Genomic DNA, 25,014 nt, shown 5'->3' on the forward strand with positions numbered 1-25,014 from the left:
TCGCCGTCGCCATCGGTATGTGGGAGCTGCAGGTGGCGCTGCGCAACGTCGCCGTTCGCGCGCCGCTCGTGCCCGCCGTCGGGGGCATGGTCGGCATGACGTGGGCCGCTTACGTCCACGGGCCGGCCGGGCTGGTCACCGCGTGGGTGCTCACGTGCGCGGTCATCGTGCTGTGGAGAGGCAGTGGCCGCCTCGACGGCGCCGGCCGCGACGTCCTCGGCGGGATCTTCATCTCGACCTACCCGCCGCTCCTCGTCGGCTTCGCCGTGCTGCTGCTGGCCGCCCCCGACGGTGTCGGCCGGATGTTCGTCTTCCTGATCACCGCCGTCTGCAGTGACATCGGTGGCTATGCGGCGGGAGTCTGGCTCGGCAAGCACCCGATGGCGCCGACGATCAGCCCGAAGAAGTCGTGGGAGGGCTTCGGCGGATCCGTGGTCCTGTGCATCATCGCCGGCTCGTTGACCATCCACTTCTTCCTCGAGCACCCCTGGTGGATCGGCATCCCGCTCGGCGTCACCGTGGCCATCGCCGCGACGATCGGCGACCTCATGGAGTCCCTCATCAAGCGCGACCTCGGCATCAAGGACATGTCCAACATCCTGCCCGGCCACGGGGGGATCATGGACCGCCTCGACTCCCTCATCGTCGTGGTGCCCATCGTGTGGGCCGTACTCACCCTGCTCGCCGAGCAAGCGGCCTGACCGGCCATCCATCGGCTTTGACTCCGCCTGAGACAATGGTCAGGTTATGACTGAGACCCCCGTGTCGCTGCCCGAGCCGACGACCGCCCGTCCCGTGCCGGGGCAGCTGACCTTCCGCGCCCCCCGCCGGGGAAAGCCGCCGCGCCACCTCGCCGACTTCTCGCCACAGGAGCGCAAGGAGGCGGTTGAGGCCCTCGGGCACCAGGGGTTCCGCGCCAAGCAGCTGTCGACGCACTACTTCGAGCGACTCGTCGACGACCCGGAGGCGATGACCGACCTGCCGAAGGCGGTCCGCGCCGAACTCGTCGGTGACCTCCTGCCGACGCTGCTCACGCCGATCGTGCGACGGCAGGCCGACGACGGCCAGACGATGAAGTACGCCTGGCGGCTCCACGATGGGGCGATCGTCGAGTCGGTCCTCATGCGCTACCCGAACCGGGTCACCATCTGTATCTCCAGCCAGGCCGGGTGCGGGATGAACTGTCCGTTCTGCGCGACCGGACAGGCCGGGCTGACCCGCAACCTGTCGACCGCCGAGATCGTCGAGCAGGTCGTGTGGGCCGCTCGGGCGTTGCGGCATGGCGAGCTGGCCGGCGGCGGCGACGCGGACCGGGACCACCCGTTGCGGGTCAGCAACGTCGTCTTCATGGGAATGGGCGAGGCGCTCGCCAACTACAAGGCCGCGATCGGCGCGATCCGCCGCCTGACCGACCCGGCGCCGGACGGACTCGGGATGTCAGCCCGCGGGATCACCATGTCGACCGTCGGACTCGTGCCCGGCATCGACAAGCTCACGGTCGAGGGCATCCCGGTGACCCTGGCGCTCTCCCTGCACGCGCCTGACGACGAGCTGCGTGACGAGCTGGTCCCGATCAACACGCGGTGGAAGGTCGACGAGGCCATCGACGCGGCGCACCGCTACTACGAGACGACCGGGAGGCGCGTGTCCATCGAGTACGCCCTGATCCGGGACATCAACGACCAGGGCTGGCGCGCCGACCTGCTGGGGGAGAAGCTCAACCGACGCGGAAGGGGCTGGGTGCACGTCAACCCCATCCCGCTGAACCCCACACCCGGATCGAAGTGGACCGCGAGCCGGCCCGGCGTCGAGCAGAACTTCGTCGAGCGGCTCCGCGCCCACGGGGTGCCGACGACGATCCGGGACACGCGAGGGCAGGACATCGACGGGGCGTGCGGCCAGCTGGCGGCGTCGACCGCGTGACGCCGCGCGGGCTGACGAGCTCCGCGCAGGCCAACCCGCTGCGCGCGTGATGCATCCCGCGCGCGGTCAGGAACCTCGCGCCACCTCGGCTGGCACGCGGCAAGGTCAGGCGGATTCGGCCTCCACGCGGAAGGTGCGGCGGTAGGCGAGCGGCGAGAGTCCGACTGAGGCCGCGAGGTGCTGGCGCAGCGACGCGCCGGTCCCGAAGCCCGAATCTGCGGCGATCCGATCCACCGACAGGTCGGTCGACTCGAGCAGGTGGCGGGCCCGGTCCACACGCGCGCGGATCAGCCAGGACCCGGCGGTCTCGCCGGTCTCCTCCCGGAACCGCCGGGTGAAGGTCCGCACCGACATGCCCGCGTGTCGCGCGAGATCGGCGAGACCGATCGGCTCGCCGAGGTGCTCGAGGGCCCAGCTGCGAGCCGGGCCCGTCCCGGCGTCCGTCTCCTCGGGGATGGGGCGGTCGATGAACTGCGCCTGACCGCCCGCTCGCCAGGGCGCCACGACGGCGCCCCGGGCGACTCGGTTGGCGGCCTCGGCGCCCAGGTCGGACCGGACGATGTGCAGGAGCAGGTCGATGCCGGCCGCGTTGCCCGCCGACGTGAGCACGTCGCCGTGGTCGACGTAGAGCACGTCGGGGTTGAGCGGCACGTCGGGGAAGTGCCGGGTGAAGGCGTCGACATGGCACCAGTGGGTCGTCGCGACGCGGCCCCGAAGCAGGCCGAGCCCGGCGAGGACGAAGGCCCCGGTGCAGATCGAGACCCAGCGGGCGTCCGGCCGAGCGGTCGCGGCGAGCCGGTGGAGGGCCTCGGGGAGCACGCCCGTCTCGACGATCGGGCCGTTGATGCCGGGGACGATGATCGTGTCGGCCTCTGCAAGGAGGCCGTTCGGGTGCGTGGGCTGCGCCGCATAGCCGGCCGAGGTCATCACCGGCCCGTCGTCCAGGGTGACCATCCGGACGTCATAGGGTGGCGGCGCCCCCGTCCGTGGTCCCGGCCACCCCGGATCGAGCGACGACGCGGCGAGGAAGCGGTGCGCCAGTCCGAGCTCGAACGCGATGACGGTGTCGAGGGCGAGCACGACGACGAGGTGCGGGGCCGTCCCGGATCGCGGGACGCGAACGCTCATGGCCAGATTCTTGCACATGATGTCCTGCGGGCCACTCGTTTCTCGGGCCTGCCGTCCCGGAAAGTGTGACCGTGAGCATCACCGACCAGACGCCGGAGCGACTCCGGCCAGACGAGCCGAGCCGACGACCGGCGCGATCGGCCGCCCGCGTGCACCCTGCATGGTGGGTCGCCGGAGCGACCTTCCTGACGATCATCGGCGCTGCCGGCTTCCGCTCGACACCGGGCGTGATGATGTACCCGCTTCACGAGGAGTTCGGCTGGCCGATGGGCGTCATCGGCGGCGCCGTCTCGGTCAACCTCGTGCTCTATGGGCTGGTCGCTCCCTTCTCGGCCGCCCTGATGGAGCGACTGGGCGTCCAGCGCGTCGTCGCCGGCGCCCTGGTCCTCGTCAGCGTCGGCTCGTTGCTGCCCATCTGGATGACGGCCTCGTGGCAGCTCGTCCTGTCGTGGGGACTGCTCGTCGGCCTCGGGACCGGTGCCATGGCGATGTCCCTCGTCGCAACGGTGACCGGGCGGTGGTTCGTCAAGCGCCGGGGACTCGTGACGGGCATGCTCACGGCCGCCGGGGCGACCGGCCAGCTGGTCTTCCTCCCGGTGCTCGCCTGGCTGGCCGAGCACCACGGCTGGCGCTCGGCTGCGCTCACGACTGGCGTCATGGCCCTCGTCGTCGTGCCGCTCGTGCTGTGGCGGCTGCATGACCACCCCAGCGACCTCGGCCTGACCGCGTACGGCGCCGCGGCCGACGCGCCCACGGCTCGCCCGGCTCGTCCCGACGGTGTGCTCCGTCTCGCCCTCGGTGCCCTGCGCGACGCCTCTCGGACCAAGGTCTTCTGGCTGCTGGCAGGCGGCTTCGCCATCTGCGGCATGTCGACGAACGGGCTCGTGGGGACGCACTTCATCCCGGCTGCGCACGACCACGGCATGCCCGCGACGACGGCTGCCGGCCTGCTGGCCCTCGTGGGCATCTTCGACATCGCAGGCACGGTGTTCTCCGGATGGCTCACCGACCGCATCGACCCACGCGTCCTCCTCGGGGTCTACTACACGCTCCGCGGCGCCTCGCTCCTGCTGCTGCCCTCGCTCTTCAGCGACGACCTGCACGTCAACATGCTCGCCTTCATCATCTTCTACGGGCTCGACTGGGTCGCCACGGTGCCGCCGACCATCGCCCTGTGCCGCGCCGCCTTCGGTGACCGTGCCCCGATCGTCTTCGGCTGGGTCTTCGCATCGCACCAGCTCGGCGCCGCGGTCGCAGCCGTGGGCGCGGGCCTCGTCCGCGACCACCTCGGTGCCTACACCGCGGCCTGGTACGTCGCCGGCGCCCTCTGTTTCGCGGCCGCCGCCATGTCGATGTCCATCGCAAAACGGGGCGTCAGGCCGGGAACCCCGCTCGCCGACGCGATCTGACCACTCGGCTCGTGTGACGCACTCGGGACTGGCCCCGTCAGTCCCGACCGGGCAGGGTGGAAACATGAGCGACGGAGCGAGCCCAGCGGCATACCCCTCGACCTACCGCACCACGTACGAGGCAAGCCTCAACGATCCCGACGCCTTCTGGGCGGAGGCCGCCGGACTCATCGACTGGGTCACGCCGCCGACGCGCATCCTCGACGCGGACAACCCGCCCTTCTACCGCTGGTACCCCGACGGAGAGCTCAACGTCTGCCACAACGCGGTCGACCGACACGTGGCCGCCGGGCGCGGCGACCAGCCCGCCATCCGTTACGACTCCCCGGTGACCGGCACCAAGGAGACGATCACGTATGCCGCTCTGCTGGCTCGGGTGCGCGCCGTCGCAGGCGGCCTGCGTGGTCTTGGTGTCGACAAGGGTGACCGGGTCGTCATCTACATGCCCATGGTGCCGGAGGCGGTCATCGCCATGCTGGCCTGTGCACGGATCGGCGCCGTGCACTCCGTCGTCTTCGGCGGGTTCGCGCCGCAGGAGCTCGCGGCCCGCATCGACGACGCGGCCCCCAGGGTGGTCCTGTCGGCATCGTGCGGCATCGAGCCGTCGCGGGTCGTGAAGTACAAGCCGTTCCTCGACGAGGCGATCCACCGCTCGGAGCACAAGCCGGAGACGTGCGTCATCCTCCAGCGACCGCAGGAGCGGGCCGAGCTGGGGGAGCGCGACATCGACTGGGAGGAGTTCGAGTCAGGCGCGGCGGCCCAGGCGGGGGCGGAGCCGGTCACGGTCGCCGCCACGGACCCGCTCTACATCCTCTACACGTCGGGCACGACCGGGAAGCCCAAGGGCATCTACCGCGACAGCGGTGGCAACTCCGTCGCGCTGCGCTGGTCGATGGCCAACCTCTATGACGTGCAGCCCGGCGAGACGATGTTCACCGCGAGTGACGTCGGCTGGGTCGTCGGCCACTCGTACATCGTCTACGGGCCGTTGCTGACCGGGGCGACGACGGTGCTCTACGAGGGCAAGCCGATCGGCACGCCGGACGCCGGAGCCTTCTGGCGCGTCATCTCCGAGTACGGAGCGGTCTGCCTGTTCACGGCGCCGACGGCGTTCCGCGCCATCAAGAAGGAGGACTCGACGGCGTCGCTCGTCAAGGACTACGACCTGTCCAACTTCCGCACCCTCTACCTCGCGGGCGAGCGGCTCGACCCGGACACCTACGAGTGGGCCTCTGCGGCCCTCGGTGTGCCAGTCATCGACAACTGGTGGCAGACCGAGACCGGCTGGCCGATCGCCTGCAACCCCAAGGGCATCGAGCTGCTGCCGATCAAGCCGGGCTCGCCCACCGTCGCGGTGCCGGGGTATGACGTGCAGGTGCTCGACGGTGAGGGCGGCCAGCTCCCCGCCGGCAAGGAGGGCTCGATCTGCATCAAGCTGCCCATGCCGCCCGGGACGCTGCCGACGCTGTGGCAGGACGACGAGCGCTACGTCTCGTCGTACCTCTCGGCCTACCCGGGCTACTACCTCACCGGGGACGGCGGCTACATCGACGAGGACGGTTACCTCTTCGTCATGGGGCGGACCGACGACGTCCTCAACGTCGCCGGCCACCGCCTGTCGACGGGGTCCATCGAGGCAGCTCTCGCGGGGCACGAGGCCGTCGCGGAATGTGCCGTCATCGGCGTGCACGACGAGCTGAAGGGCCAGGTGCCGCGGGCGCTCGTCGTCCTCAAGGCCGGGATTGACGGCGAGGCCGAGGGCGAGCGGATCCGCAGGGAGCTGGTTGCGCGGGTTCGCGGCGAGGTGGGGGCCGTGGCCGCGCTCCATCAGGTCGACATCGTCGCCGGCCTCCCCAAGACGCGCTCGGGCAAGATCCTGCGCAAGACGATGCGCGAGATCGCCGACGGCGGCTCACCCGCCGTGCCGGCGACGATCGAGGACGCGAGCGTGCTCGAGCGACTCGGCCCGGTGCTTCGAGGGAGCTGACTCAGCCCTGTGGCGCTGCCCCGGGCGGCTGCGACGGGGGGACGTAGACGCAGGTCGGGTCTGACGCGAGCAGGTCGCCGGTCACGGCGTAGGCGTGGGACCGGCTGCCTCCGCACACGTCCCGGAACTCGCACACCCCGCACTTTCCATGGAACTGTGCGGGGTCACGCAACGAGCGCAGGAGCGGGCTCGTGCGGTAGAGCTCGCGGAACCCCGCGTCCTTGACGTTGCCGCACTGGTGGGGGAGGAAGCCACTGGGGTAGACCTCGCCCAGGTGGTCGATGAACGCGAAGCCCCTGCCGGAGTTGACCTCGATCGGTGGCCGTGGGCGCCGTCTGGCCGTATGCCGCTGGGCTCGCAGCTCGGCCACGGCGGCGGTGAGCTGCTGGTGGAGTTCTCCGACGGCGGGTGCCTCGCTGGGGGTGCCCTGGACGCTGGCTCGCGCGCGCTGGATGGCGACCCGGCGGTAGTGGGGCGCCTCGGTGGTCTTGATGGCCACGAGATCCGAGACGTCGTGGAGCCAGTTGAGGACATCCTCGACCTGCTCGGGCTCGAGGGGCTGGAGCAGCTCCCCGCGCCCTGTCGGGACGAGGAAGAAGACGCTCCAGAGCGAGGCGCCGAGGTCGATGACCATGCGGAGCAGCTCGGGAAGCTCGTGCACGTTGGCCCGGGTGACGGTCGAGTTGATCTGCAGTCGGAAGCCGACGTCGCGGACCTCCGCGGCAGCCTGCAGGGTCGCGTCGAACACTCCCGGGACGCCACGGAAGGCGTCGTGGGTGTCCGCCCGGGCACCATCGAGGGAGAGGGAGAGCGCCCCGGCCCCGGCATCGTGCAGCTCCGTGAGGACCTCTCTGGTCAGCCGCGGCGTGACTGACGGGGACAGCGCGACATGCAGGCCGACGGAGGTGCCGTAGCGCACCAGATCGGCCAGGTCGGGCCGCTCGAACGGGTCGCCGCCGGTGAGGACGACGATGGGGTAGGGCTTGCCGAAGGCGGCGATGTCATCGAGGAGCGCCCTGCCCTGTTCCGTCGTGAGCTCGTGCGGGTTGCGACGGTGCTGCGCGTCGGCCCGGCAGTGAAGACAGACGAGCGCGCAGGCACGGGTCACCTCCCAGATGACGATCATCGGGCGTTCCTCGGGCGCGTGGCGCAGGCGACGTACGGCGGAGCGTTCGGTGACCGCGGTCATGCTCGGACCGCCGTGTCGGTTGCCGTGGCGGGGACGACCGGCAACGCAAGGGCCGCGGCGGCAGCCTCGCCGGAGGTGATGCAGGAGGCGAGGCCGAGTCCCTCGTAGGCGGATCCGGCCACGACGACACCAGGCAGCGCGCGTGCGAGTTCCTCGCGGAGGGTGGCGAGTCGTGCCTGGTGGCCCACCCGCAGCTGGGGAAGTCCATCGGACCAGCGCTGGACGTGAAGCACCTCGGCCGGCGCGTCGAGGCCGGTCACGGTGTGGAACTCGGCAACCAGTTGCGTCACGAGCTCCTCATCGGTCAGCTCGTCGAGCCGGTCGTCACCGCTCCGCCCTGCCGACAAGCGGACCAGGCACGAGTCGTCCTCGGCGAACTGGGGCCACTTGCGCGACAGGTGGGTGGCCGCCTTGAGAAGCATTCCCGACGTCGACGGCAGCAGCACCCCGGTGCCCCCGAAGGCCCGGAGTGGCTTCGTCGCAGACCGGTCGAAGCCGAGCACGACGGTCGCGACCTTGGCGACGTCGGCGTCATCGAGGATCCCTGCCGCGCGTGGGCTGTGCGGCGCGATGAGCGTCGACGCGGCGCCTGCGGGGAGGGCCAGGACGACGGCGTCGACACTGAGCTGTTCATGCTGTTCATCGGTTCCGGTGGCGTTGCTGACCTCGACGGTGTAGCCGGACGGCGTCACGGTCAGCCGTCGGACCCGCGAGCCGAGGCGCACGGTGACCGGGAGGTCGGTCAGGACGGCGTCGGTGAGGGTGCGCAACCCTTCCGGCCACGTGGCGAACATGGGCAGCGCCGGCGGGGACCCCGGGTGAGCGGACGGCAGGGGGCGCCGGCGTACGAGCGACCTGCGATGGATGGCGGCGTCCACCAATCCGGGCGCACAGGCGCGCAGGCTGAGTCGATGCACGTCACCGGCGTGGAGGCTGCCCAGGAGTGGGTCGATGAAGCGCTGCGTCACCTCGGACCCGAACCGCCCGGAGACGAACTCACCGACCGAGACATCCTCGTCCGGGGCCAGCGCTGGGCGGACCCGCGCGACGAAGGGCTCGAGGCCGGCTCGGCCCAGGCCCCGCACGGACATGACCCCGCTCGTCATCACCGGGCGCAACCGGGTCGGGCCGGAAGGTGTGACGCCGGCCGGGAGGGCGCGCAAGCCACGGCCGGTCCAGAGCCAGCTCTGGCCCGGACGGCTGCCGACGACCGTGTCGACAAGGCCGAGCTCCTCGACCAGGTGGCGGGCCGAGGGGGCGCCGAGGTGCAGGGCCTCTGCGCCGACATCGACCCACCGGGACCCCAGGCGAACGGTGTGGACCTGGCCGCCCAGCCGCTCCGCCTGCTCGACCACAGTGACGTCGTGACCAGCCTCGGCGAGGCGGCGCGCGGCAACCAAACCGGTGATGCCACCTCCCGCCACGACGATGCGATGGGGACGGTGCGGTTCGGTCATGTCATCACCCTGGGTCGGCAGCAGGTACTACGGATCGTAGTACCTTGGCGGACGGCGTCCATTCGGTGGGGCCGTCACGGGACGGGGAGCGGCAGGAGGTCGAGTGCCTCCTCGAGGCGGTCGACGAGGTGCAGGACTGTTGCCATCCGGCGCCCGGCAGCCAGCTGACTCAAGGCGGGCCAGACCGGCACCGTCTCCGTCCAGTGCCTGCGGCCGACGAGGATGAGCGGGGCGAGCGGGCTGTCGTCGGACGCGTAGTAGAGGGGCGTCACCGCCTGGAAGATCTCCTGCACGGTGCCTGCCGCACCGGTCAGGACGACCACCCCGCCGTTGCTGCGCGCGAGGATGCCGTCCTCCCGGATGGCATTGGAGAAGTACTTCGCCACGACGTCGCAGAAGACGTTGGGTGGCTCGTGCCCGTAGAACCATGTCGGGATCCCCAGGGACGTGGCGGACGGCCCCAGGGTCTCTGGGGGCGGGAGCTGCTCGTCGCCGAGGATGCGCCGACGCACCTCCATCGCCACCTGTGCCCATGGGGTGATGTCGGGTCGGAAGGACGGGACGCTGGCCAGGCGTGCCAAGGCGTCCGCCAGGGCATCGTTGTCCGGGACGAACGCCCCGAGGTTGGCCGCCTCCATGGCCCCGGGCCCGCCGCCCGTGACGACGACATGACCGGCCGCGGCGAGGCGGCGCCCCAGCTCGGCCGCGTCGACGTACTCCGAGGTGCCACGCAGGATCGCATGGCCCCCCATCACGCCCACGGCCGAGCGCCCCTGGACGAACTCGTCCAGCCCGTCGGTGACGGAGTCGTCGTGGATGGCACGGATCAGCGTCGTGTAGGCGTCGGTCCGCAGACGCCCGTCGATCGACCACGCGTAGGCGCGCGCGTCCGGGGTTGTCTGGTAGCCGTGTTCGAGGCCCTCGTAGAGGTCTTCCGGGTAGTAGAGGCCGCGCCACGGGTCGATCGGAGCACCGCCCACCTGGGGGAAGACGATGGCGCCGCCGTGGTGGAGGATCTCGTTGACGTCGGGTGGCACGACTCCGCCGAGGACCACGAGCCCCGTGAGGTCACCGTGCGCGGCGTGCCCGGCGAGGGGGACGGCATAGTCGCTGAGATCGAGGTTCTGAAGGCGCAGGCCGCGCAGGCTGCCGCCGTCCGCGAGGTGGTCGTCCAAGGCGTCGAGGGACTCGATCTCCATGTCGCCATCGTGCCCGAAGGCGAACCCCCGAACTGGTGCGCACAGCCACCAACCGTGGCACGCTGCCGTCATGAAGAGCACGATGCAGGCGACGCCCCTGCTCATCTCGTCCTTGCTGCGCCACGGGACGACGATCCACGGCGACAGTGAGGTCGTCACGTGGACCGCCGAGGGACCGCGCCGGATGTCCTACCGCCAGGTCGGCCAGCAGGCAGCCCAGCTCGCCCATGCGCTTCGCGGCCTCGGCATCACCGGGGACCAGCGGGTGGGCACGTTCATGTGGAACAACGCGGAGCATCTCACCGCCTACCTCGCGGTGCCGTCCATGGGCGCGGTGCTCCACGCCCTCAACATCCGGCTGTACCCCGAGCAGCTCGTCTACGTCGCTCGTCATGGGGGCAGCGAGGTCGTCATCGTGGACAACACGTTGGCCGCTCCGTTCGCCAAGCTGGTCGAGCACCTCCCGGCCGTGCGGCACGTCATCGTCAGCGGTCCCGTGGACGACGCGACCCGTGGCGCGCTGGCGTCGCCTCCGCACGTCGAGGCGGTCCATGACTACGCGACCCTCCTCGCGGACCAGCCGACCACCTTCGACTGGCCGGAGGACATCGAGGAGACCGACGCATCATCGATGTGCTACACCTCCGGTACCACCGGCAACCCCAAGGGTGTCGCGTACTCACATCGCGGCAACGTGCTGCACAGCATGGGCGTCTCCGGGACTCTCGGCATCTCCTCGAACGACCGGCTCCTCATCGTCGTGCCGCTCTTCCACGCCAACGCCTGGGGCTTCCCCTACTGTTCGATGATCACCGGGGCCACGCTCGTCATGCCGGACCGGTTCCTCCAGGCCGAGCCGCTGGCCGCGATGATCGAGGCCGAACGCGTCACGGGCGGCGCCGGCGTACCGACGATCTGGAACGACCTGCTCCACCACCTCGACGAGCACGGTGCGGACGTGTCGAGCTGTCGGATGCTCATGGTCGGTGGGTCGGCAGCACCACCGGCCCTGATCCGGGCGTTCGCCGACCGGTACGACATCGACATCGTGCACGGCTGGGGCATGACCGAGATGTCCCCCGTCGGCTCACTCGCCCTCCCGCCACAAGGCGTCGAGCCGGGCACCGAGGAGTACTGGCGCTACAAGTCGAGCCAGGGTCGACTGCTCTACGGAGTCGAAGGCCGCTTGGTCGGCCCCGACGGCAGCATCGTCCCGTCGGACGGCGAGTCGGTCGGTGAGCTCGAGGTTCGTGGTCCCTGGATCACCGACTGCTACTACGCCACCGGCACCGAGACGGCGACCGACCTGGCCGAGGCCGCCGCGAAGTTCGACGACGGGTGGTTGCGCACCGGCGACGTCGGGCGGCTCTCGCCCAACGGCTACCTCACGCTGACGGACCGGGCCAAGGACGTCATCAAGTCGGGTGGCGAGTGGATCAGCTCGGTCGACCTGGAGAACGCCGTGATGGCGCATCCGGACGTGCTGGAGGCCTCGGTCGTCGGCGTCCCGGACGAGCGCTGGGGCGAACGGCCGCTTGCGTCGGTCGTCCTCAAGCCGGGCACGTCCACGACCGTGGCCGATCTGCGTGCCTTCCTCGAGGGCAAGGTGGCGCACTGGCAGGTCCCCGAGCGCTGGGCCCTCATCGAGGAGGTGCCCAAGACGAGTGTCGGCAAGTTCGACAAGAAGCTGATCCGCAAGCGCTTCGCCGAGGGTGACCTCGAGGTGGTCACTGTCGACTGAGGCGAAGTGGGTTGCAGGTCGGACATCTCGGAGAGCGCGGCAGCGGACCTGACAGGATCGCCCCGTGCTCGGTGTGCTCGAGGGTTTCGCGACGATCGCCGTCATCGTCGCAGCGGGTTGGCTCCTCGCGCACCTGCGTATCCTCGACGACTCGGCCCAGGTCAGCCTGTCGCGGCTCGCGTTCTACGTGGCATCGCCAGCACTGCTGCTCACCGTCATGCAGCGCACACCGCTCGATGCGGTCCTGTCGCGCAATCTGCTCACCTCGCTGTCGAGCTTCATCGTCATCGCGGGCCTCTACCTGCTGTTGGCCCGACTCCGCTGGCCGGACTCCGGAATGGGATCGCGGCTCATCGGCAGCCTGTCCGCGGGCTATGTCAACGCCGGCAACCTGGGCATCCCCATCGCGCTTTACGTCCTCGGTGACGTCGCCTGGGTCGCGCCCACGCTGCTCATGCAGCTGCTCATCATCACGCCGGTCTACATGGCCCTCTTCGACAGCGATGCGCGCGGCGAGCGTCCGACGCTGCTGCGGAGCGTGCGGCGTATGTTCAGCAACCCGATCACCATCGGTGCGATAGCGGGACTGGTCATCGCGGTCCTGGACCTCACCCTGCCGCGAGTCGTGGCAGATCCCATCGAGCTGCTCGGGAACATGGCGGTGCCATCGATGCTCGTCGCCTTCGGGATCTCGCTGCGGCGCGGTCCGCGTCCCGCGGCCGGTGCATCGGCACCGCACGTGTGGAGCATCGTCGGCCTCAAGATCCTCGCCATGCCGGCCATCGCCCTCGGCATCGGCTCGGCCCTGGGCCTGAGGGGGCAGCCGCTGTTCGCCGTGGTCGTCACCGCGGCGCTGCCGACGGCACAGAACATCTTCACCTATGCGGTGAAGTACCGGCGCGAGGTCAACCTGGCCCGCGATGCGATCTTCGTCAGCACGTTCGCGTCCGTCCCGGTCATCATCGCCATCGCCGGCTTGTTCCACGTCGTGGGCGTCTGACCCGGCTTCCAGACCGCCGGCGCCACGCCACCCCCGCGCCAGCACCCGCAACACACCCGCTCATCGACTGCTTGCCCGTGCTGCAGCCGGACCGAGCAGTCGATAAGCGGGTGTGTTGCGGGGTGAGGCGCTCTGGGGGAGCGGCGGGAGGGCGGGGTCAGAAGTCGCCGAAGCCGCCGAAGTCGCCTCCGAAGTCACCGAAGCCGCCGAAGTCGCCGCCCGCATCTGCACCGCCGGCATCTCCTCCGCCGACATCGCCGCCCGCATCCCCACTGCCGGCGTCGCCGCCCGCGTCTCCACCCGCGTCTCCGCCCGCGTCACCGGTGTCACCTGCGTCACCGGTGTCACCCGCGTCGGCCGCCTCGGGGGAGGACTCGTAACCACCGAGCATGGCGTCGGCGATGGCCGAGCCGACGACGAAGCCGGCAATCGTCCCCAGCATGGATCCGGCGAACATCCCGCCCATGCCCATGCCACCGCGGCCGCCACCGAAGGCGCCCTGCAGGTAGCCGGGCTGGCGCATCTCGGCCCGGGTCGCGCTGCGCGCGAGGTCGGCCGGCTGGTCGGTGCGCGGCCGCTCCGACTCGGGCAGGTCCTCGGTCAGCCGCTGGAGCACCATCTGCCGCTGCTCCGGCGAGAGCTGGGCGAAGGCCTCGGCGTGCACCTTCTCGATGTCCTCCGGGGGCGCCGTCCGCAGCAGGTAGCGATAGCGAGCGATGGCTCGCTCATCCTCGCTCGAGGCGCCACCGCGCGGCGGCGGGACGTCGTATGGCTGTCCACTCGGTGCGGGCGCACCCCACTGCTGGCGACCTTGGGGCTGGGGCTCCCGGCCCAACAGACGGTCGAGGAAACCCATGGCGACTCCTGAGGTTCGGCGATGGCATTCAGTGATCAGTTGGTCGTGCCTACAACGACTGCCCTACCCGCACGGGTTCCGATGGCAACGTGACATCGCCTCCACAATCGAAAGAACACCTTTCGGGTGCCGAGGTCCGGGCCCGGCGCTGACCCGCTCGCCCGACCCAGCCGGAGCGTGACTCAGCCTCGGGCTGCGAGCGAGCCCAGCGGCATACGCCCAGAAGTTGTTCACTCGATCGGGTCAGGCCGTTGCTCACTCGATCGGGGACCGGGAATGGCTGGGTCAGAGGTGGTTCTCGGCCTCCGTGAGGACGCCACGCAGCCGCGACTCCATGTCGTCGAACTGTTCCTGGCCCATGATCAGCGGCGGGGCGAGCTGGATCACCGGGTCCCCGCGGTCGTCGGCGCGGCAGTACAGGCCCGCGTCGAAGAGGGCCTTGGACAGGAAGCCACGCAGCAGCCGCTCGGACTCTGCCTCGTCGAAGGTCTCGCGCGTCTGCTTGTCCTTGACGAGCTCGATCCCATAGAAGAACCCGGCCCCACGGACGTCGCCGACGAGCGGGAGGTCCAGCAGGCGGTCCAGCGTCGCCTTGAAGGCCGGCGCCTGGGACTTGACGTGAGCGTTCAGACCCTCGCGCTCGAAGATGTCGAGGTTGGCCAGGGCCACGGCGGCCGAGACCGGGTGGCCACCGAAGGTGTAGCCGTGCGGGAAGTACGTCGTCCCCTTCCTGAACGGCTCGAAGAGGCGGTCGCTCGCGATCATCGCGCCGATGGGGGAGTAGCCGCTCGTCATCCCCTTGGCGCACGTGATGATGTCGGGCTGGAACCCGAAGTCGATCGACGCGAACATCGACCCGATGCGCCCGAAGGAGGTGATGACCTCATCCGCGACGAGCAGGACGTCGTATTCGTCGCAGATCTCCCGGACCCGCTCGAAGTACCCGGCGGGCGGCGGGAAGCAGCCACCGGAGTTCTGCACCGGCTCGAGGAAGACCGCCGCGACCGTGTCCGGCCCCTCGAACTCGATGGCCTCGGCGATCCGGTCCGCTGCCCACCGGCCGAAGGCCTTCTCGTCGTCGCGGAGGTGCTCGGGCGCCCGGTACATGTTGGTGTTCGGCACCTTGAACGCGCCGGGGACGAGCGGCTCGAACATCTCCTTGGCACCCGGGATGCCGGTGATCGAGAGCGCGCCCTGCGGTGTGCCGTGGTAGGCCACCGACCGCGAGATGACCTTGTGCTTGGTCGGCTTGCCCGTCAGCTTGAAGTACTGCTTGGCCAGCTTCCACGCCGACTCGACGGCCTCGCCACCGCCCGTCGTGAAGAACACCCGGTTGAGGTCTCCGGGGGCGTATCCGGCCAGGCGCTCGGCCAGCTCGATGGCCTTGGGGTGGGCGTACGACCACAGGGGGAAGAACGCCAGCTCGCGCGCCTGCTTGGCCGCCGCCTCGGCGAGCTCCTCGCGACCATGGCCGACCTGGACGACGAAGAGACCAGCCAGGCCGTCGATGTACTCGTTGCCGCGGTCGTCCCAGACCTTCCACCCCTGGCCCTTGGTGATGATGGGGACCGAGTGGCCGAGCCCGCCGGAGCCGGGCTCCTCGAACACGGAGTGGCGCGTGAAGTGCATCCACAGGTGGTCACGGGCCGCCTCGGAGAGCAGCGTGCCCGCGGGCGTGCGCTGGTCCGAGGAGGGCTCCCAGACGTCGTTCGGGTTGAGTGTCATCGTGTACCCCAGTTGTAGAGCTGCTTGTTCAGCTTCAGGTAGACGAACGTCTCCGTGGCGGTGACGTTCGGGAGGACCCGGATCCGTTTTGTCAACAGGTCCAGGAGGTGGTCGTCGTCCTCGCAGACGACCTCGGCGAGGATGTCGAAGCTGCCGGCGGTCGTGACGACGTAGTCGACCTCCTCCATCGCGGTCAGGGCGTCGGCGACCTGCGTCATGTCCCCGGACACCCGCAGGCCGATCATTGCCGAACGGAGGAATCCCACCTGGAGCGGGTCGGTCACCGCGACGATCTGCATGATCTCGGCATCGAGGAGCCGTTGGACGCGCTGCCGGACCGCGGCCTCGGAGAGGCCGACCTCGGCCGCGATCGACGCGTAGGACTTGCGTCCGTCGTGCTGCAGCTGCTCGATGATGGCCTTGGAGACGGCGTCGAGGTGAGGCGACTTCCCGGCGCGACCGTTCCCGCCACCGCGGGCGTCGCGGGTGTCGCGGGTGTCGCGGGTGATGGACGGGCGCTCCGGTGCACCATCCCGGGGGGTCACTCTCGTCGGCATGGGGTGATCTTGACGGGTGAAACGCGCGCTTGGCAAGGCGGCCAACGACTGATTCCGAAGATTCACCTACCGATCTATTCCGAATCAGGAGGTTTCGTGGTTAGAGTGCGCGCATGACTTCCGAGGTTCGCCAGCTCCGCAACTTCATCGGTGGCCAGTACGTCGACAGTGACGCCGACACCATGACCGACATCGTCAACCCCGCCACGGCAGCCGTGGTCGCCAAGGCTCCGGTCAGCTCCGAGGCCGACGTCGACCGCGCCTACGCGTCGGCGGCCAAGGCCTTCGAGTCCTGGGGGGAGGCGACGCCGAGCGAACGGCAGCACGCCCTGCTCAAGTTCGCCGACGCCATCGAGGCCCGGGCCGACGAGTTCGTCCGCCTCGAGGCGGAGAACACCGGCAAGCCGCATGCGTTGACGGCGTCGGAGGAGGTTCCCCCGATGGTCGACCAGCTTCGCTTCTTCGCCGGGGCCGCGCGTGTCCTCGAGGGCAAGGCGGCGGGCGAGTACATGACCGGGCACACCTCCTGGATCCGCCGTGAGCCGATCGGCGTCGTCGGACAGGTGACGCCGTGGAACTACCCGATGATGATGGCGATGTGGAAGATCGCCCCCGCGCTCGCCGCAGGCAACACGATCGTCCTCAAGCCGTCGGACACGACCCCCGAGACGACGCTCCTGCTGGCTGAGGTCGCCTCCGAGTTCCTCCCGGAGGGGACGTTCAACGTCGTCACCGGCGACCGGGACACGGGCCGCAGGGTCATCGAGCACGACACGCCGGCCCTCGTCGCCATCACCGGTTCGATCCGCGCCGGCATGCAGGTCGCCGAGAGCGCAGCACGCCGCCTCAAGCGGGTCCACCTCGAGCTCGGCGGCAAGGCCCCGGTCATCGTCTTCGACGACGCCGACCTCGAGGCCGCCGTCGAGGGCATCGCGGGTGCGGGCTACTTCAACGCGGGACAGGACTGCACCGCCGCGACCCGCGTCCTGGCCGGCCCGCGGATCCACGACGACTTCGTCGCCGCCCTCGGCGAGTACGCCACCTCGTCGGTCAAGGTCGGCATGCCCGATGACGACGAGGCCGCGTTCGGACCGGTCAACAACCCGAACCAGGTGGCCCACGTCTCCGGCTTTATCGACCGGCTGCCCGACCACGCCCGCATCGTCGCGGGCGGCTCGCGGGTCAAGGGTCTCGGTGAGGGCTACTTCTTCGAGCCGACCGTCCTCGCCGGCCTGCAGCAGGAGGACGAGCAGATTCAAACCGAGATCTTCGGTCCGGTGATCACGGTGCAGCAGTTCACCGACGAGGACGTTGCGGTGGCCTGGGCCAACGACGTGCAGTACGGTCTGGCGTCGAGCGTCTGGACGAAGGACTTCGGTCGCGCCATGCGCGTCAGCAAGCGGCTCGACTTCGGGGCCGTCTGGATCAACACGCACATTCCGATCGTCGCCGAGATGCCACACGGGGGTTTCAAGCACAGCGGCTACGGCAAGGACCTGTCCATGTACGGGTTCGAGGACTACACCCGCATCAAGCACGTGATGGCCAACATCAACTCGTGACGCACGAACCAGTACTTTGACGTATGCCGCTGGGCTCGCTTCCCGGGTCACCTGACCACGGGAGCCAGCTCAGTGGCATACGGCCTGACAAAACCCCTACCGCTTACCCGGGAGCACACCTCATGACCGACAAGAACAGCCCGTCCGCGGGCAACGACAACCTCGCCTTCCGCGCAGCCCTCGCCCGCGGACTGGTGAGCCGCCGCTCGGCAATGATGGGCGCCGCCGGGCTGAGCGCTGCGGCCTTCCTTGCCGCCTGTGGCTCGGAGGGACGCAACCCGTCCACCCCCAACGCAACCGGCGGCGGCGCGGCCCCCTCGGCCAAGGCGGCACAGGACATGAGCGACACGGAGAAGGTCGTCAACTGGTCGAACTGGACCGAGTACATCGACGTCACCGACGACGGCAAGTCCCGTCCCTCGATCGACGCCTTCACCAAGGCGACCGGTATCAAGGTCAACTACACCGAGGACTACCTCGACAACGACGAGTTCTACGCCAAGGTCCGGCCGCTGCTCGAGGGCGGTCAGGACACCGGTCGGGACATCTGGTGCTCCACCGACTGGATGGTGGCGCGCCTGATCCGCCAGGGCTACGTCCAGAAGCTCGACATGGCCAACATCCCCAACTCGAAGAACCTGAACGACTCGCTCAAGAACGTCGAGTTCGACCCGGGTCGGGCACACTCCCTGCCATGGCAGAGCGGCTTCGCGGGCATCGGCTACAACCTCAAGGCGACCGGCGGCAAGAAGGTCGAGTCCGTCGGGCAGCTGCTCACCGACCCCGCCCTCAAGGGCAAGGTCACGCTCCTGACCGAGATGGTGGACACGATGGGACTCGTCCTGCTCGAGCTGGGCAAGGACCCCGCGAAGTTCACGGACGCGGACTTCGACTCGGCGCTCCAGATGATCCAGAAGGCCAAGGACTCGGGTCAGATCCTGCGGTTCACCGGCAACGAGTACACGGACGGGCTGGCCAAGGGCGACATCGCCGCGTGCATGGCGTGGACCGGTGACGTCGTCCAGCTGCAGTTCGACAACGAGGACGTCCAGTACGCGCTGCCGGACAAGGGCTTCATGCTCTGGTCCGACAACTTCGTCATCCCGGCGATGGCGCGGCACAAGAAGAACGCCGAGCTGCTCATCAACCACTACTACGACCCGGCAGTCATGGCGCAGGTCGCGGCCTGGGTGAACTACATCCCGCCGGTCAAGGGCGCCAACGAGGAGCTGGTCAAGATCGACCCCGAGCTCGGCAAGAACCCGCTCATCGCGCCGACCCCCGAGGTCCTGGCCAAGTCCCACGTCATCCGCGGGCTCAGCCCGGAGGAGCACGCGAAGTACTCCCGCGCGTTCAACGCCGTCGTCACGGGCTGATGACCCAGACCTCCGTCGAGCGGGGACGCGGCGACCTCAGGCTCGCCTCCCTCACGAAGTCGTTCGGCTCGTTCACCGCGGTGGAGCCGATGGACCTGACCGTCCCCCAGGGCTCGTTCTTCGCGCTCCTCGGACCGTCGGGCTGCGGGAAGACGACGACCCTGCGCATGATCGCGGGCCTCGAGGCCCCGACTGCCGGATCGATCCACATCGGCGACCAGGAGATCACGGCGACGAAGGCGCACCAGCGCAACGTCAACACGGTCTTCCAGTCGTATGCGCTCTTCCCGCACATGACGGTGCTCGACAACGTCATGTTCGGGCTGAAGCGTCGCGGCGACAAGGACGCACGGCGCAAGTCCCTCGAGGCTCTCGAGCTCGTCCAGCTCGAGGGCCTCGGCGGCCGCAAGCCGAACCAGCTCTCCGGCGGCATGCAGCAGCGGGTTGCGCTGGCTCGAGCGCTGGTGAACCGCCCTGACGTGCTGCTCCTGGACGAGCCGCTCGGCGCGCTCGACCTCAAGCTCCGGCGGCAGATGCAGATCGAGCTGAAGCGGATCCAGCAGGAGGTCGGCCTGACCTTCATCCACGTCACCCATGACCAGGAGGAGGCCATGACGATGGCCGATTCCATCGCGGTGATGAACGAGGGCCGGATCGAGCAGCTCGGCGACCCGGCGACCCTCTACGAGCAGCCGGAGTCGACCTTCGTCGCCAACTTCCTCGGGCAGTCGAACCTGCTCCGCGCCAAGGTGGTCCCGGGGTCGGGTCGCGAGGGAATCACGATGGTCCGCAGCCATGACGCCGACCTGGAGGTGGTGGAGAACCACGTGCCACACGGGGTGACCGACGTCTGGCTCGGGGTGCGGCCGGAGAAGCTGCGGCTCGGCGAGTCCGGCGGGCCAAACCGGCTGCGCGGCACCGTTCGCGACGTGTCCTTCACCGGGGTCGCGACGCAGTACATGGTCGCGATGCCGTGGGGGCGCGAGCTGACGGTGGTCCAGCAGAACGACGGCTCGGCACGGGCCGCGCTCGGTGAGCAGGTGACCCTGTCCTGGGCCGCGGAGCACGGCTTCGCCCTCGACGCATCGCAGGACGCCGAGGCGGGAGCGATGGTCGAGGACGATGTCTGAGGCGACGCCTCGGGTTCGGATCAACCCGCTCGGCAACGCCATCCCGCCGAACCCCACGCGGCGCAACTGGGTGCCGTACGCCCTGCTCGTGCCGGGCCTGCTGTGGCTGGTCATCTTCTTCGTGCTGCCGATGATCACGCTCGGGTCGCAGTCCCTGCAGGAGGGCAGCGTCGAAGAGGGGTTCGTCTTCACCGGCAACATCGGCATCTACGCCGATGCCTTCAGCCAGTACTGGCCGCACATGGTGCGCTCGCTCGTCTACGCCAGTCTCGCGACGGTCCTGGCCCTCCTGCTCGGGTACCCGCTGGCGTACTTCATCGCCCAGAAGGCCGGCCGCTGGAAGAACATCGTCCTCGTCCTCGTCATCGCGCCCTTCTTCACCAGCTTCCTGATCAGGACGCTGGCCTGGAAGACGATCCTCTCGGACAACTTCTTCATCACCCAGTGGGCCCAGAAGCTGGGGATCACCGACCTGCTCCAGGCTGTCGGCCTGACCTCGACCGACTCGCTGCTCTTCTCCCCGTTCGCCGTGGTCATGGGGCTGACCTACAACTTCTTGCCCTTCATGATCCTGCCGCTCTACGCGTCACTCGAACGGCTCGACCCACGGCTGCTCGAAGCGGCCGGTGACCTCTACGCCACGCCCTGGCAGGCGTTCCGCCGGGTCACCTGGCCGTTGTCGCTGCCGGGCGTGGTGGCCGGGACCCTGCTGACCTTCATCCCCGCGAGCGGTGACTTCATCAACGCGCGCCTGCTCGGCAACACCCAGACGTCGATGATCGGGTCAGTCATCGACACCCTGTTCCTGCGGGTGCTCGACTACCCGCTCGCCGCAGCTCTGTCGTTCATCCTGCTCGTCGTCATCGTCACCCTGGTCTCGCTGTACGTCCGCAAGGCCGGGACCGAGGAGCTGCTCTGACATGAACGGGATCATGAACTGGATCCGACGCCACCTCATCGCCTTCGCCGCGATCGCGGTGCTGGCCTACCTGCTCGTTCCGAACGTCGTCGTCGCGGTTTTCTCGTTCAACGACCCGGCGGGCCGCTTCAACTACAGCTTCAATGAGTTCTCGACCGAGGGCTGGACCAACCCGTGTGGCACCGTCGGGATCTGCGACTCCGTGGGTCTCAGCCTGCGCATCGGGATCACTGCCTCGCTCGTCGCCACGATCCTCGGCACGATGATCGCGTTCGCGCTGGGGCGCTACCGGTTCCAGGGCCGGTCCTCGACCAACCTGCTCATCTTCATGCCGATGGCCACGCCCGAGGTCGTCATGGGCTCGAGCCTGCTGACGCTCTTCCTCATGATGGGCGTGCCCACGGGGCCGACCGCGATCCTCATTGCGCACATCATGTTCTGCATCTCGTTCGTCGTCGTGGCCGTCAAGGCCCGCGTCGCAACGCTCGACCCCCGGCTCGAGGAGGCGGCCGCCGATCTCGGGGCCACGCCGTTCCAGACGTTCCTGCGCGTGACCCTGCCACTGTCGGCGCCGGGCATCGCGGCCGGCGCCCTGCTCGCCTTCTCGCTCAGCTTCGACGACTACATCATCACGAACTTCAACGCGAGCCCGAGCTCGATCACCTTCCCGATGTATGTGTGGGGGGCGGCCGCTCGTGGTGTGCCGATCCAGGTGTACGTCATCGGCACGATGATGTTCCTCATCGCCCTGACCGTGGTCATCGCCGGCCAGATCATCTCCAACCGACGCAACCGACAGGTGGCCTGATTTTCCATGCGGGTGCTCATGATCGGCTCCGGCGGCGTCGGAGACGCCGCAGCACGCATCGCGGCGGAGCGCGACTTCTTCGACCTGTGGGTCGTCGCCGACTACGACGTGGCGCGGGCCGAGCGCACCGTGCGGGAGGTGACCCAGCGGCATACGTCATCAGGGTTGTCGGGTGACCCGGGACGGTTCGTCGCGGCGCAGGTCGACGCGTCCGACTCGGCGGCGGTCTCCGCGCTCGCGCGCGAGCACGGGGCAACACACGTGTTCAACGCGGTCGACCCACGCTTCGTCATGCCGATCTTCGAGGGGGCGCGGGCGGCGGGTGCCGACTACCTCGACATGGCGATGAGCCTGTCGCGGCGACACGAGACCGAGCCCTATTCCAGGACCGGCGTCAAGCTGGGTGACGACCAGTTCGCCCAGGCGCAGGAGTGGGAGGCGGAGGGTCGGCTCGCCCTCGTCGGGATCGGCGTCGAGCCGGGCCTCTCGGACGTGTTCGCCCGCTACGCCGCCGACCACCTCTTCAGCGAGATCGAGGAGCTCGGCACCCGGGACGGTGCCAACCTCGCCGTCCACGACGATGACGGCAACGAGATCTTTGCGCCGAGCTTCTCGATCTGGACGACGATCGAAGAGTGCCTCAACCCTCCCGTGGTCTGGGAGCAGGGCCGCGGCTGGTACACGACCGAGCCGTTCAGCGAGCCAGAGGTGTTCGAGTTCCCCGAGGGAATCGGCCCGGTGGAGTGCGTCAACGTCGAGCACGAAGAAGTGTTGTTGATGCCGCGCTGGATCGACGCCAAGCGGGTGACCTTCAAGTACGGGCTCGGCGACGAGTTCATCGGCGTGCTCAGGACGCTCAACACGCTCGGCCTCGACCGCACGGAGAAGGTCCGCGTCGGCGGAGTGGAGGTGTCCCCGCGCGACGTCGTCGCTGCGGTGCTGCCCGACCCGGCGTCGATCGGGCCTCGCATGACGGGCAAGACGTGCGCGGGGCTGTTCGTCACCGGCACTGGCAAGGACGGCCAGCCCCGGCGGACCTACCTCTACCACGTCGTGGACAACGAGTGGTCGATGCAGGCGTACGGTGCCCAGTGCGTCGTCTGGCAGACGGCCGTCAACCCCGTCGTCGCGCTCGAGCTGCTGGCCCGCGGGACATGGAGCGGGAGCGGGGTGCTCGGGCCGGAGGCCTTCGACGCGCAGCCGTTCCTGGACCTGCTCGCCGCCCCCAAGCCAGCGGGATACGAGTCGCCGTGGGGTCTCGAGGACCGCTGACGGCTCGCCGACCGACGGGGGCACGGGCCCCGGTCGGGTGACCACCGACCGAACTAGGCTGGAGCCCATGACAGCAGTGACGCAGCAGTCCGTCCTCGACACGGTCCCCAAGGGCCTGTTCATCGCGGGGGAGTGGCGCGACAGCTCCGACGGCTCGTCGCTTGCCGTGGACGACCCGGCGACGGGTGAGATCCTCACCCACGTGGCGGACGCGACCGTCGAGGACGGCCGGGCCGCGCTCGATGCCGCCGTGGCGGCACAGTCGGACTGGGCCCGCACCCCACCGCGCGACCGAGCGGAGCTGCTGCGGGCGGCCTACGAGAAGATCACCGAGCGAGCCGACGAGTTCGCCATGCTCATGACGCTGGAGATGGGCAAGACCCTCGCGGAGTCACGGGGCGAGGTCACCTACGGCGCGGAGTTCTTCCGGTGGTTCTCCGAGGAGGCCGTGCGCGTCCACGGTCGCTACAGCACTGCCCCGAACGGCGCCACGCGACTGCTCACGATGAAGCAGCCCGTCGGACCGACACTGATGATCACGCCGTGGAACTTCCCGCTCGCCATGGGAACCCGCAAGATCGGTCCGGCGATCGCCGCGGGCTGCACGATGGTGGTCAAGCCTGCTGGCCAGACCCCCCTGACGATGCTGGCCCTGGCCGACCTGCTCGACGGGCTCGGGCTGCCCAAGGGGGTGCTCAACGTCGTCACCACCAGCCATGGCCGCACTGGTGCCGTCATGGAGCCCATCATCCGGGACCCGCGGCTGCGCAAGCTGACGTTCACCGGGTCGACGGTGGTCGGGCAGCGGCTCATCGAGCAGTCCGCCCAGGGCGTGCTGCGAGTGTCGATGGAGCTCGGTGGCAACGCGCCGTTCCTCGTCTTCGAGGACGCCGACCTCGACCGGGCGGTCGACGGCGCCATGCTGGCCAAGATGCGCAACATGGGAGAGGCCTGCACGGCGGCCAACCGCTTCTACGTCCATGAGTCGGTCGCCGACGAGTTCTCCCACCGGCTCGCCAAGCGGATGGGCGCGCTGACCCTTGGCCGCGGCACGGAGGACGGCGTCGACGTCGGACCCCTCGTCGACGAGAAGTCCCGCGACAAGGTCAAGTCCCTCGTCGAGGACGCCGTCTCCAAGGGCGCCCGCGTCATGGTCGGTGGCAACGCTCGTGGTGGAGCGGGGTGGTTCTTCGAGCCGACCGTCCTCGCCGACGTACCGGTTCACGCGGACCTGTCGCAGGAGGAGATCTTCGGGCCCGTCGCGCCGGTCACCAGCTTCCGCACCGACGACGAGGCGATCCAGCTCGCCAACAACACCCGGTTCGGTCTGGTCGCCTACCTGTTCACCCAGGATCTGTCCCGGGCCATCACTCTGAGCGAGGCCCTCGAGTACGGCATGGTGGGCGTCAACCAGGGCATCGTGTCCAACCCGGCTGCGCCGTTCGGCGGCGTCAAGGCGTCGGGTGTCGGGCGCGAGGGTGGCTTCGAGGGCATCGAGGAGTACCTCGAGACGAAATACGTGGGGCTGGCCCTGTGAGCGGCGCCCCTCTGTCCGGACTTCGGTGAACGTCCCTCATCCGCTGGCGCTCTGTGCTCAAATCGACCCCATGGCAACCCCTGCAGGACATCCCTCCAACGGCCAGGCCACCGGACCGCACTCGGTGAGCACCCTGCTCACCGAGGTCGACCACGTCCTCCGGCGGGGATTCGCCCCTGGCGCCAAGGTCCACCCAACGGGTTTCGCCTCGCTCGACGCCACGCTGACTGGCGGCTTCC

20 protein-coding genes are annotated in these 25,014 nt (G+C 69.3%); 13 read left to right on the forward strand and 7 right to left on the reverse strand.

Features of this window, described 5'->3' with window-relative positions; genetic code table 11:
* On the forward strand, window positions 1-701 hold a 701-nt coding region (locus VIR15_RS14070), incomplete at its 5' end, for a phosphatidate cytidylyltransferase (protein WP_331928689.1).
* Between the two features lie 46 nt (window positions 702-747).
* Window positions 748-1,923: a dual-specificity RNA methyltransferase RlmN gene (gene rlmN, locus VIR15_RS14075; protein ID WP_331928691.1), complete on the forward strand. Its 1,176-nt coding sequence runs from the start codon at window positions 748-750 to the stop codon at window positions 1,921-1,923.
* A 105-nt stretch (window positions 1,924-2,028) separates the two neighbouring features.
* Here the strand turns inward: rlmN and VIR15_RS14080 are convergent, their stop codons facing one another.
* On the reverse strand, window positions 2,029-3,051 hold the full coding sequence (locus VIR15_RS14080) for a GlxA family transcriptional regulator (protein ID WP_331928693.1): 1,023 nt from the start codon (window positions 3,049-3,051) through the stop codon (window positions 2,029-2,031).
* 71 nt (window positions 3,052-3,122) lie between these two features.
* On the opposite strand from VIR15_RS14080, the gene VIR15_RS14085 reads away from it, so the two are divergent.
* Window positions 3,123-4,460, forward strand: coding sequence for an MFS transporter (locus VIR15_RS14085; RefSeq protein WP_331928695.1), 1,338 nt, complete (start codon window positions 3,123-3,125; stop codon window positions 4,458-4,460).
* A gap of 64 nt (window positions 4,461-4,524) precedes the next feature.
* Window positions 4,525-6,447 carry a propionyl-CoA synthetase gene (locus tag VIR15_RS14090; RefSeq protein ID WP_331928697.1) on the forward strand — a complete coding sequence of 641 codons (1,923 nt, stop codon included), beginning with the start codon at window positions 4,525-4,527 and terminating at the stop codon, window positions 6,445-6,447.
* Between the two features lies 1 nt (window position 6,448).
* Here the strand turns inward: VIR15_RS14090 and VIR15_RS14095 are convergent, their stop codons facing one another.
* The 3 genes from VIR15_RS14095 to VIR15_RS14105 form a co-directional block, all read right to left on the reverse strand.
* Window positions 6,449-7,636, reverse strand: coding sequence for a TIGR04053 family radical SAM/SPASM domain-containing protein (locus tag VIR15_RS14095; RefSeq protein WP_331928699.1), 1,188 nt, complete (start codon window positions 7,634-7,636; stop codon window positions 6,449-6,451).
* Window positions 7,633-9,093: a protoporphyrinogen oxidase gene (gene hemG, locus VIR15_RS14100; RefSeq protein ID WP_331928701.1), complete on the reverse strand. Its 1,461-nt coding sequence runs from the start codon at window positions 9,091-9,093 to the stop codon at window positions 7,633-7,635. Before hemG ends, VIR15_RS14095 begins: the two co-directional genes overlap by 4 nt.
* 74 nt (window positions 9,094-9,167) lie before the next feature.
* Window positions 9,168-10,292 (reverse strand): LOG family protein, encoded by a 1,125-nt coding sequence (locus VIR15_RS14105; RefSeq protein WP_331928703.1) that lies wholly within the window; start codon window positions 10,290-10,292, stop codon window positions 9,168-9,170.
* A gap of 70 nt (window positions 10,293-10,362) precedes the next feature.
* On the opposite strand from VIR15_RS14105, the gene VIR15_RS14110 reads away from it, so the two are divergent.
* Window positions 10,363-12,033: a long-chain fatty acid--CoA ligase gene (locus VIR15_RS14110; protein WP_331928705.1), complete on the forward strand. Its 1,671-nt coding sequence runs from the start codon at window positions 10,363-10,365 to the stop codon at window positions 12,031-12,033.
* Window positions 12,034-12,097: 64 nt separating this feature from the next.
* Window positions 12,098-13,033: an AEC family transporter gene (locus VIR15_RS14115; RefSeq protein ID WP_331928707.1), complete on the forward strand. Its 936-nt coding sequence runs from the start codon at window positions 12,098-12,100 to the stop codon at window positions 13,031-13,033.
* Window positions 13,034-13,190: 157 nt separating this feature from the next.
* Here the strand turns inward: VIR15_RS14115 and VIR15_RS14120 are convergent, their stop codons facing one another.
* The 3 genes from VIR15_RS14120 to VIR15_RS14130 form a co-directional block, all read right to left on the reverse strand.
* Window positions 13,191-13,889, reverse strand: a complete 699-nt coding sequence (locus VIR15_RS14120) for a hypothetical protein (protein ID WP_331928709.1) — start codon at window positions 13,887-13,889, stop codon at window positions 13,191-13,193.
* A 285-nt stretch (window positions 13,890-14,174) separates the two neighbouring features.
* Entirely contained in the window at window positions 14,175-15,614 is a 1,440-nt protein-coding gene (locus tag VIR15_RS14125) for an aspartate aminotransferase family protein (RefSeq protein ID WP_331928711.1), read from the reverse strand.
* Window positions 15,611-16,171, reverse strand: a complete 561-nt coding sequence (locus tag VIR15_RS14130) for an Lrp/AsnC ligand binding domain-containing protein (protein WP_331928713.1) — start codon at window positions 16,169-16,171, stop codon at window positions 15,611-15,613. Before VIR15_RS14130 ends, VIR15_RS14125 begins: the two co-directional genes overlap by 4 nt.
* A 113-nt stretch (window positions 16,172-16,284) precedes the next feature.
* On the opposite strand from VIR15_RS14130, the gene VIR15_RS14135 reads away from it, so the two are divergent.
* The 7 genes from VIR15_RS14135 to VIR15_RS14165 all read left to right on the forward strand — a co-directional run bounded on the left by VIR15_RS14135 (window position 16,285) and on the right by VIR15_RS14165 (window position 24,775).
* Complete coding sequence (locus VIR15_RS14135) at window positions 16,285-17,733, forward strand: gamma-aminobutyraldehyde dehydrogenase (protein WP_331928715.1); 1,449 nt, start codon at window positions 16,285-16,287, stop codon at window positions 17,731-17,733.
* 122 nt (window positions 17,734-17,855) lie between these two features.
* Complete coding sequence (locus VIR15_RS14140) at window positions 17,856-19,109, forward strand: ABC transporter substrate-binding protein (protein WP_331928717.1); 1,254 nt, start codon at window positions 17,856-17,858, stop codon at window positions 19,107-19,109.
* Window positions 19,109-20,239 (forward strand): ABC transporter ATP-binding protein, encoded by a 1,131-nt coding sequence (locus VIR15_RS14145; RefSeq protein ID WP_331928719.1) that lies wholly within the window; start codon window positions 19,109-19,111, stop codon window positions 20,237-20,239. The genes VIR15_RS14140 and VIR15_RS14145 overlap by 1 nt, the downstream gene beginning before the upstream one ends.
* Window positions 20,232-21,158, forward strand: a complete 927-nt coding sequence (locus VIR15_RS14150) for an ABC transporter permease (protein WP_331928721.1) — start codon at window positions 20,232-20,234, stop codon at window positions 21,156-21,158. The genes VIR15_RS14145 and VIR15_RS14150 overlap by 8 nt, the downstream gene beginning before the upstream one ends.
* 1 nt (window position 21,159) lies before the next feature.
* Entirely contained in the window at window positions 21,160-21,966 is an 807-nt protein-coding gene (locus VIR15_RS14155) for an ABC transporter permease (protein ID WP_331928723.1), read from the forward strand.
* Between the two features lie 6 nt (window positions 21,967-21,972).
* A complete protein-coding gene (locus VIR15_RS14160) occupies window positions 21,973-23,238 on the forward strand; it encodes a saccharopine dehydrogenase family protein (RefSeq protein ID WP_331928725.1) in 1,266 nt (421 codons plus the stop codon).
* Window positions 23,239-23,305: 67 nt separating this feature from the next.
* Window positions 23,306-24,775 carry an NAD-dependent succinate-semialdehyde dehydrogenase gene (locus VIR15_RS14165; RefSeq protein ID WP_331928727.1) on the forward strand — a complete coding sequence of 490 codons (1,470 nt, stop codon included), beginning with the start codon at window positions 23,306-23,308 and terminating at the stop codon, window positions 24,773-24,775.
* The last annotated feature ends 239 nt before the right edge of the window (window positions 24,776-25,014 follow it).

The organism is Intrasporangium sp., assembly GCF_036566125.1.
Classification (GTDB): domain Bacteria; phylum Actinomycetota; class Actinomycetes; order Actinomycetales; family Dermatophilaceae; genus Intrasporangium.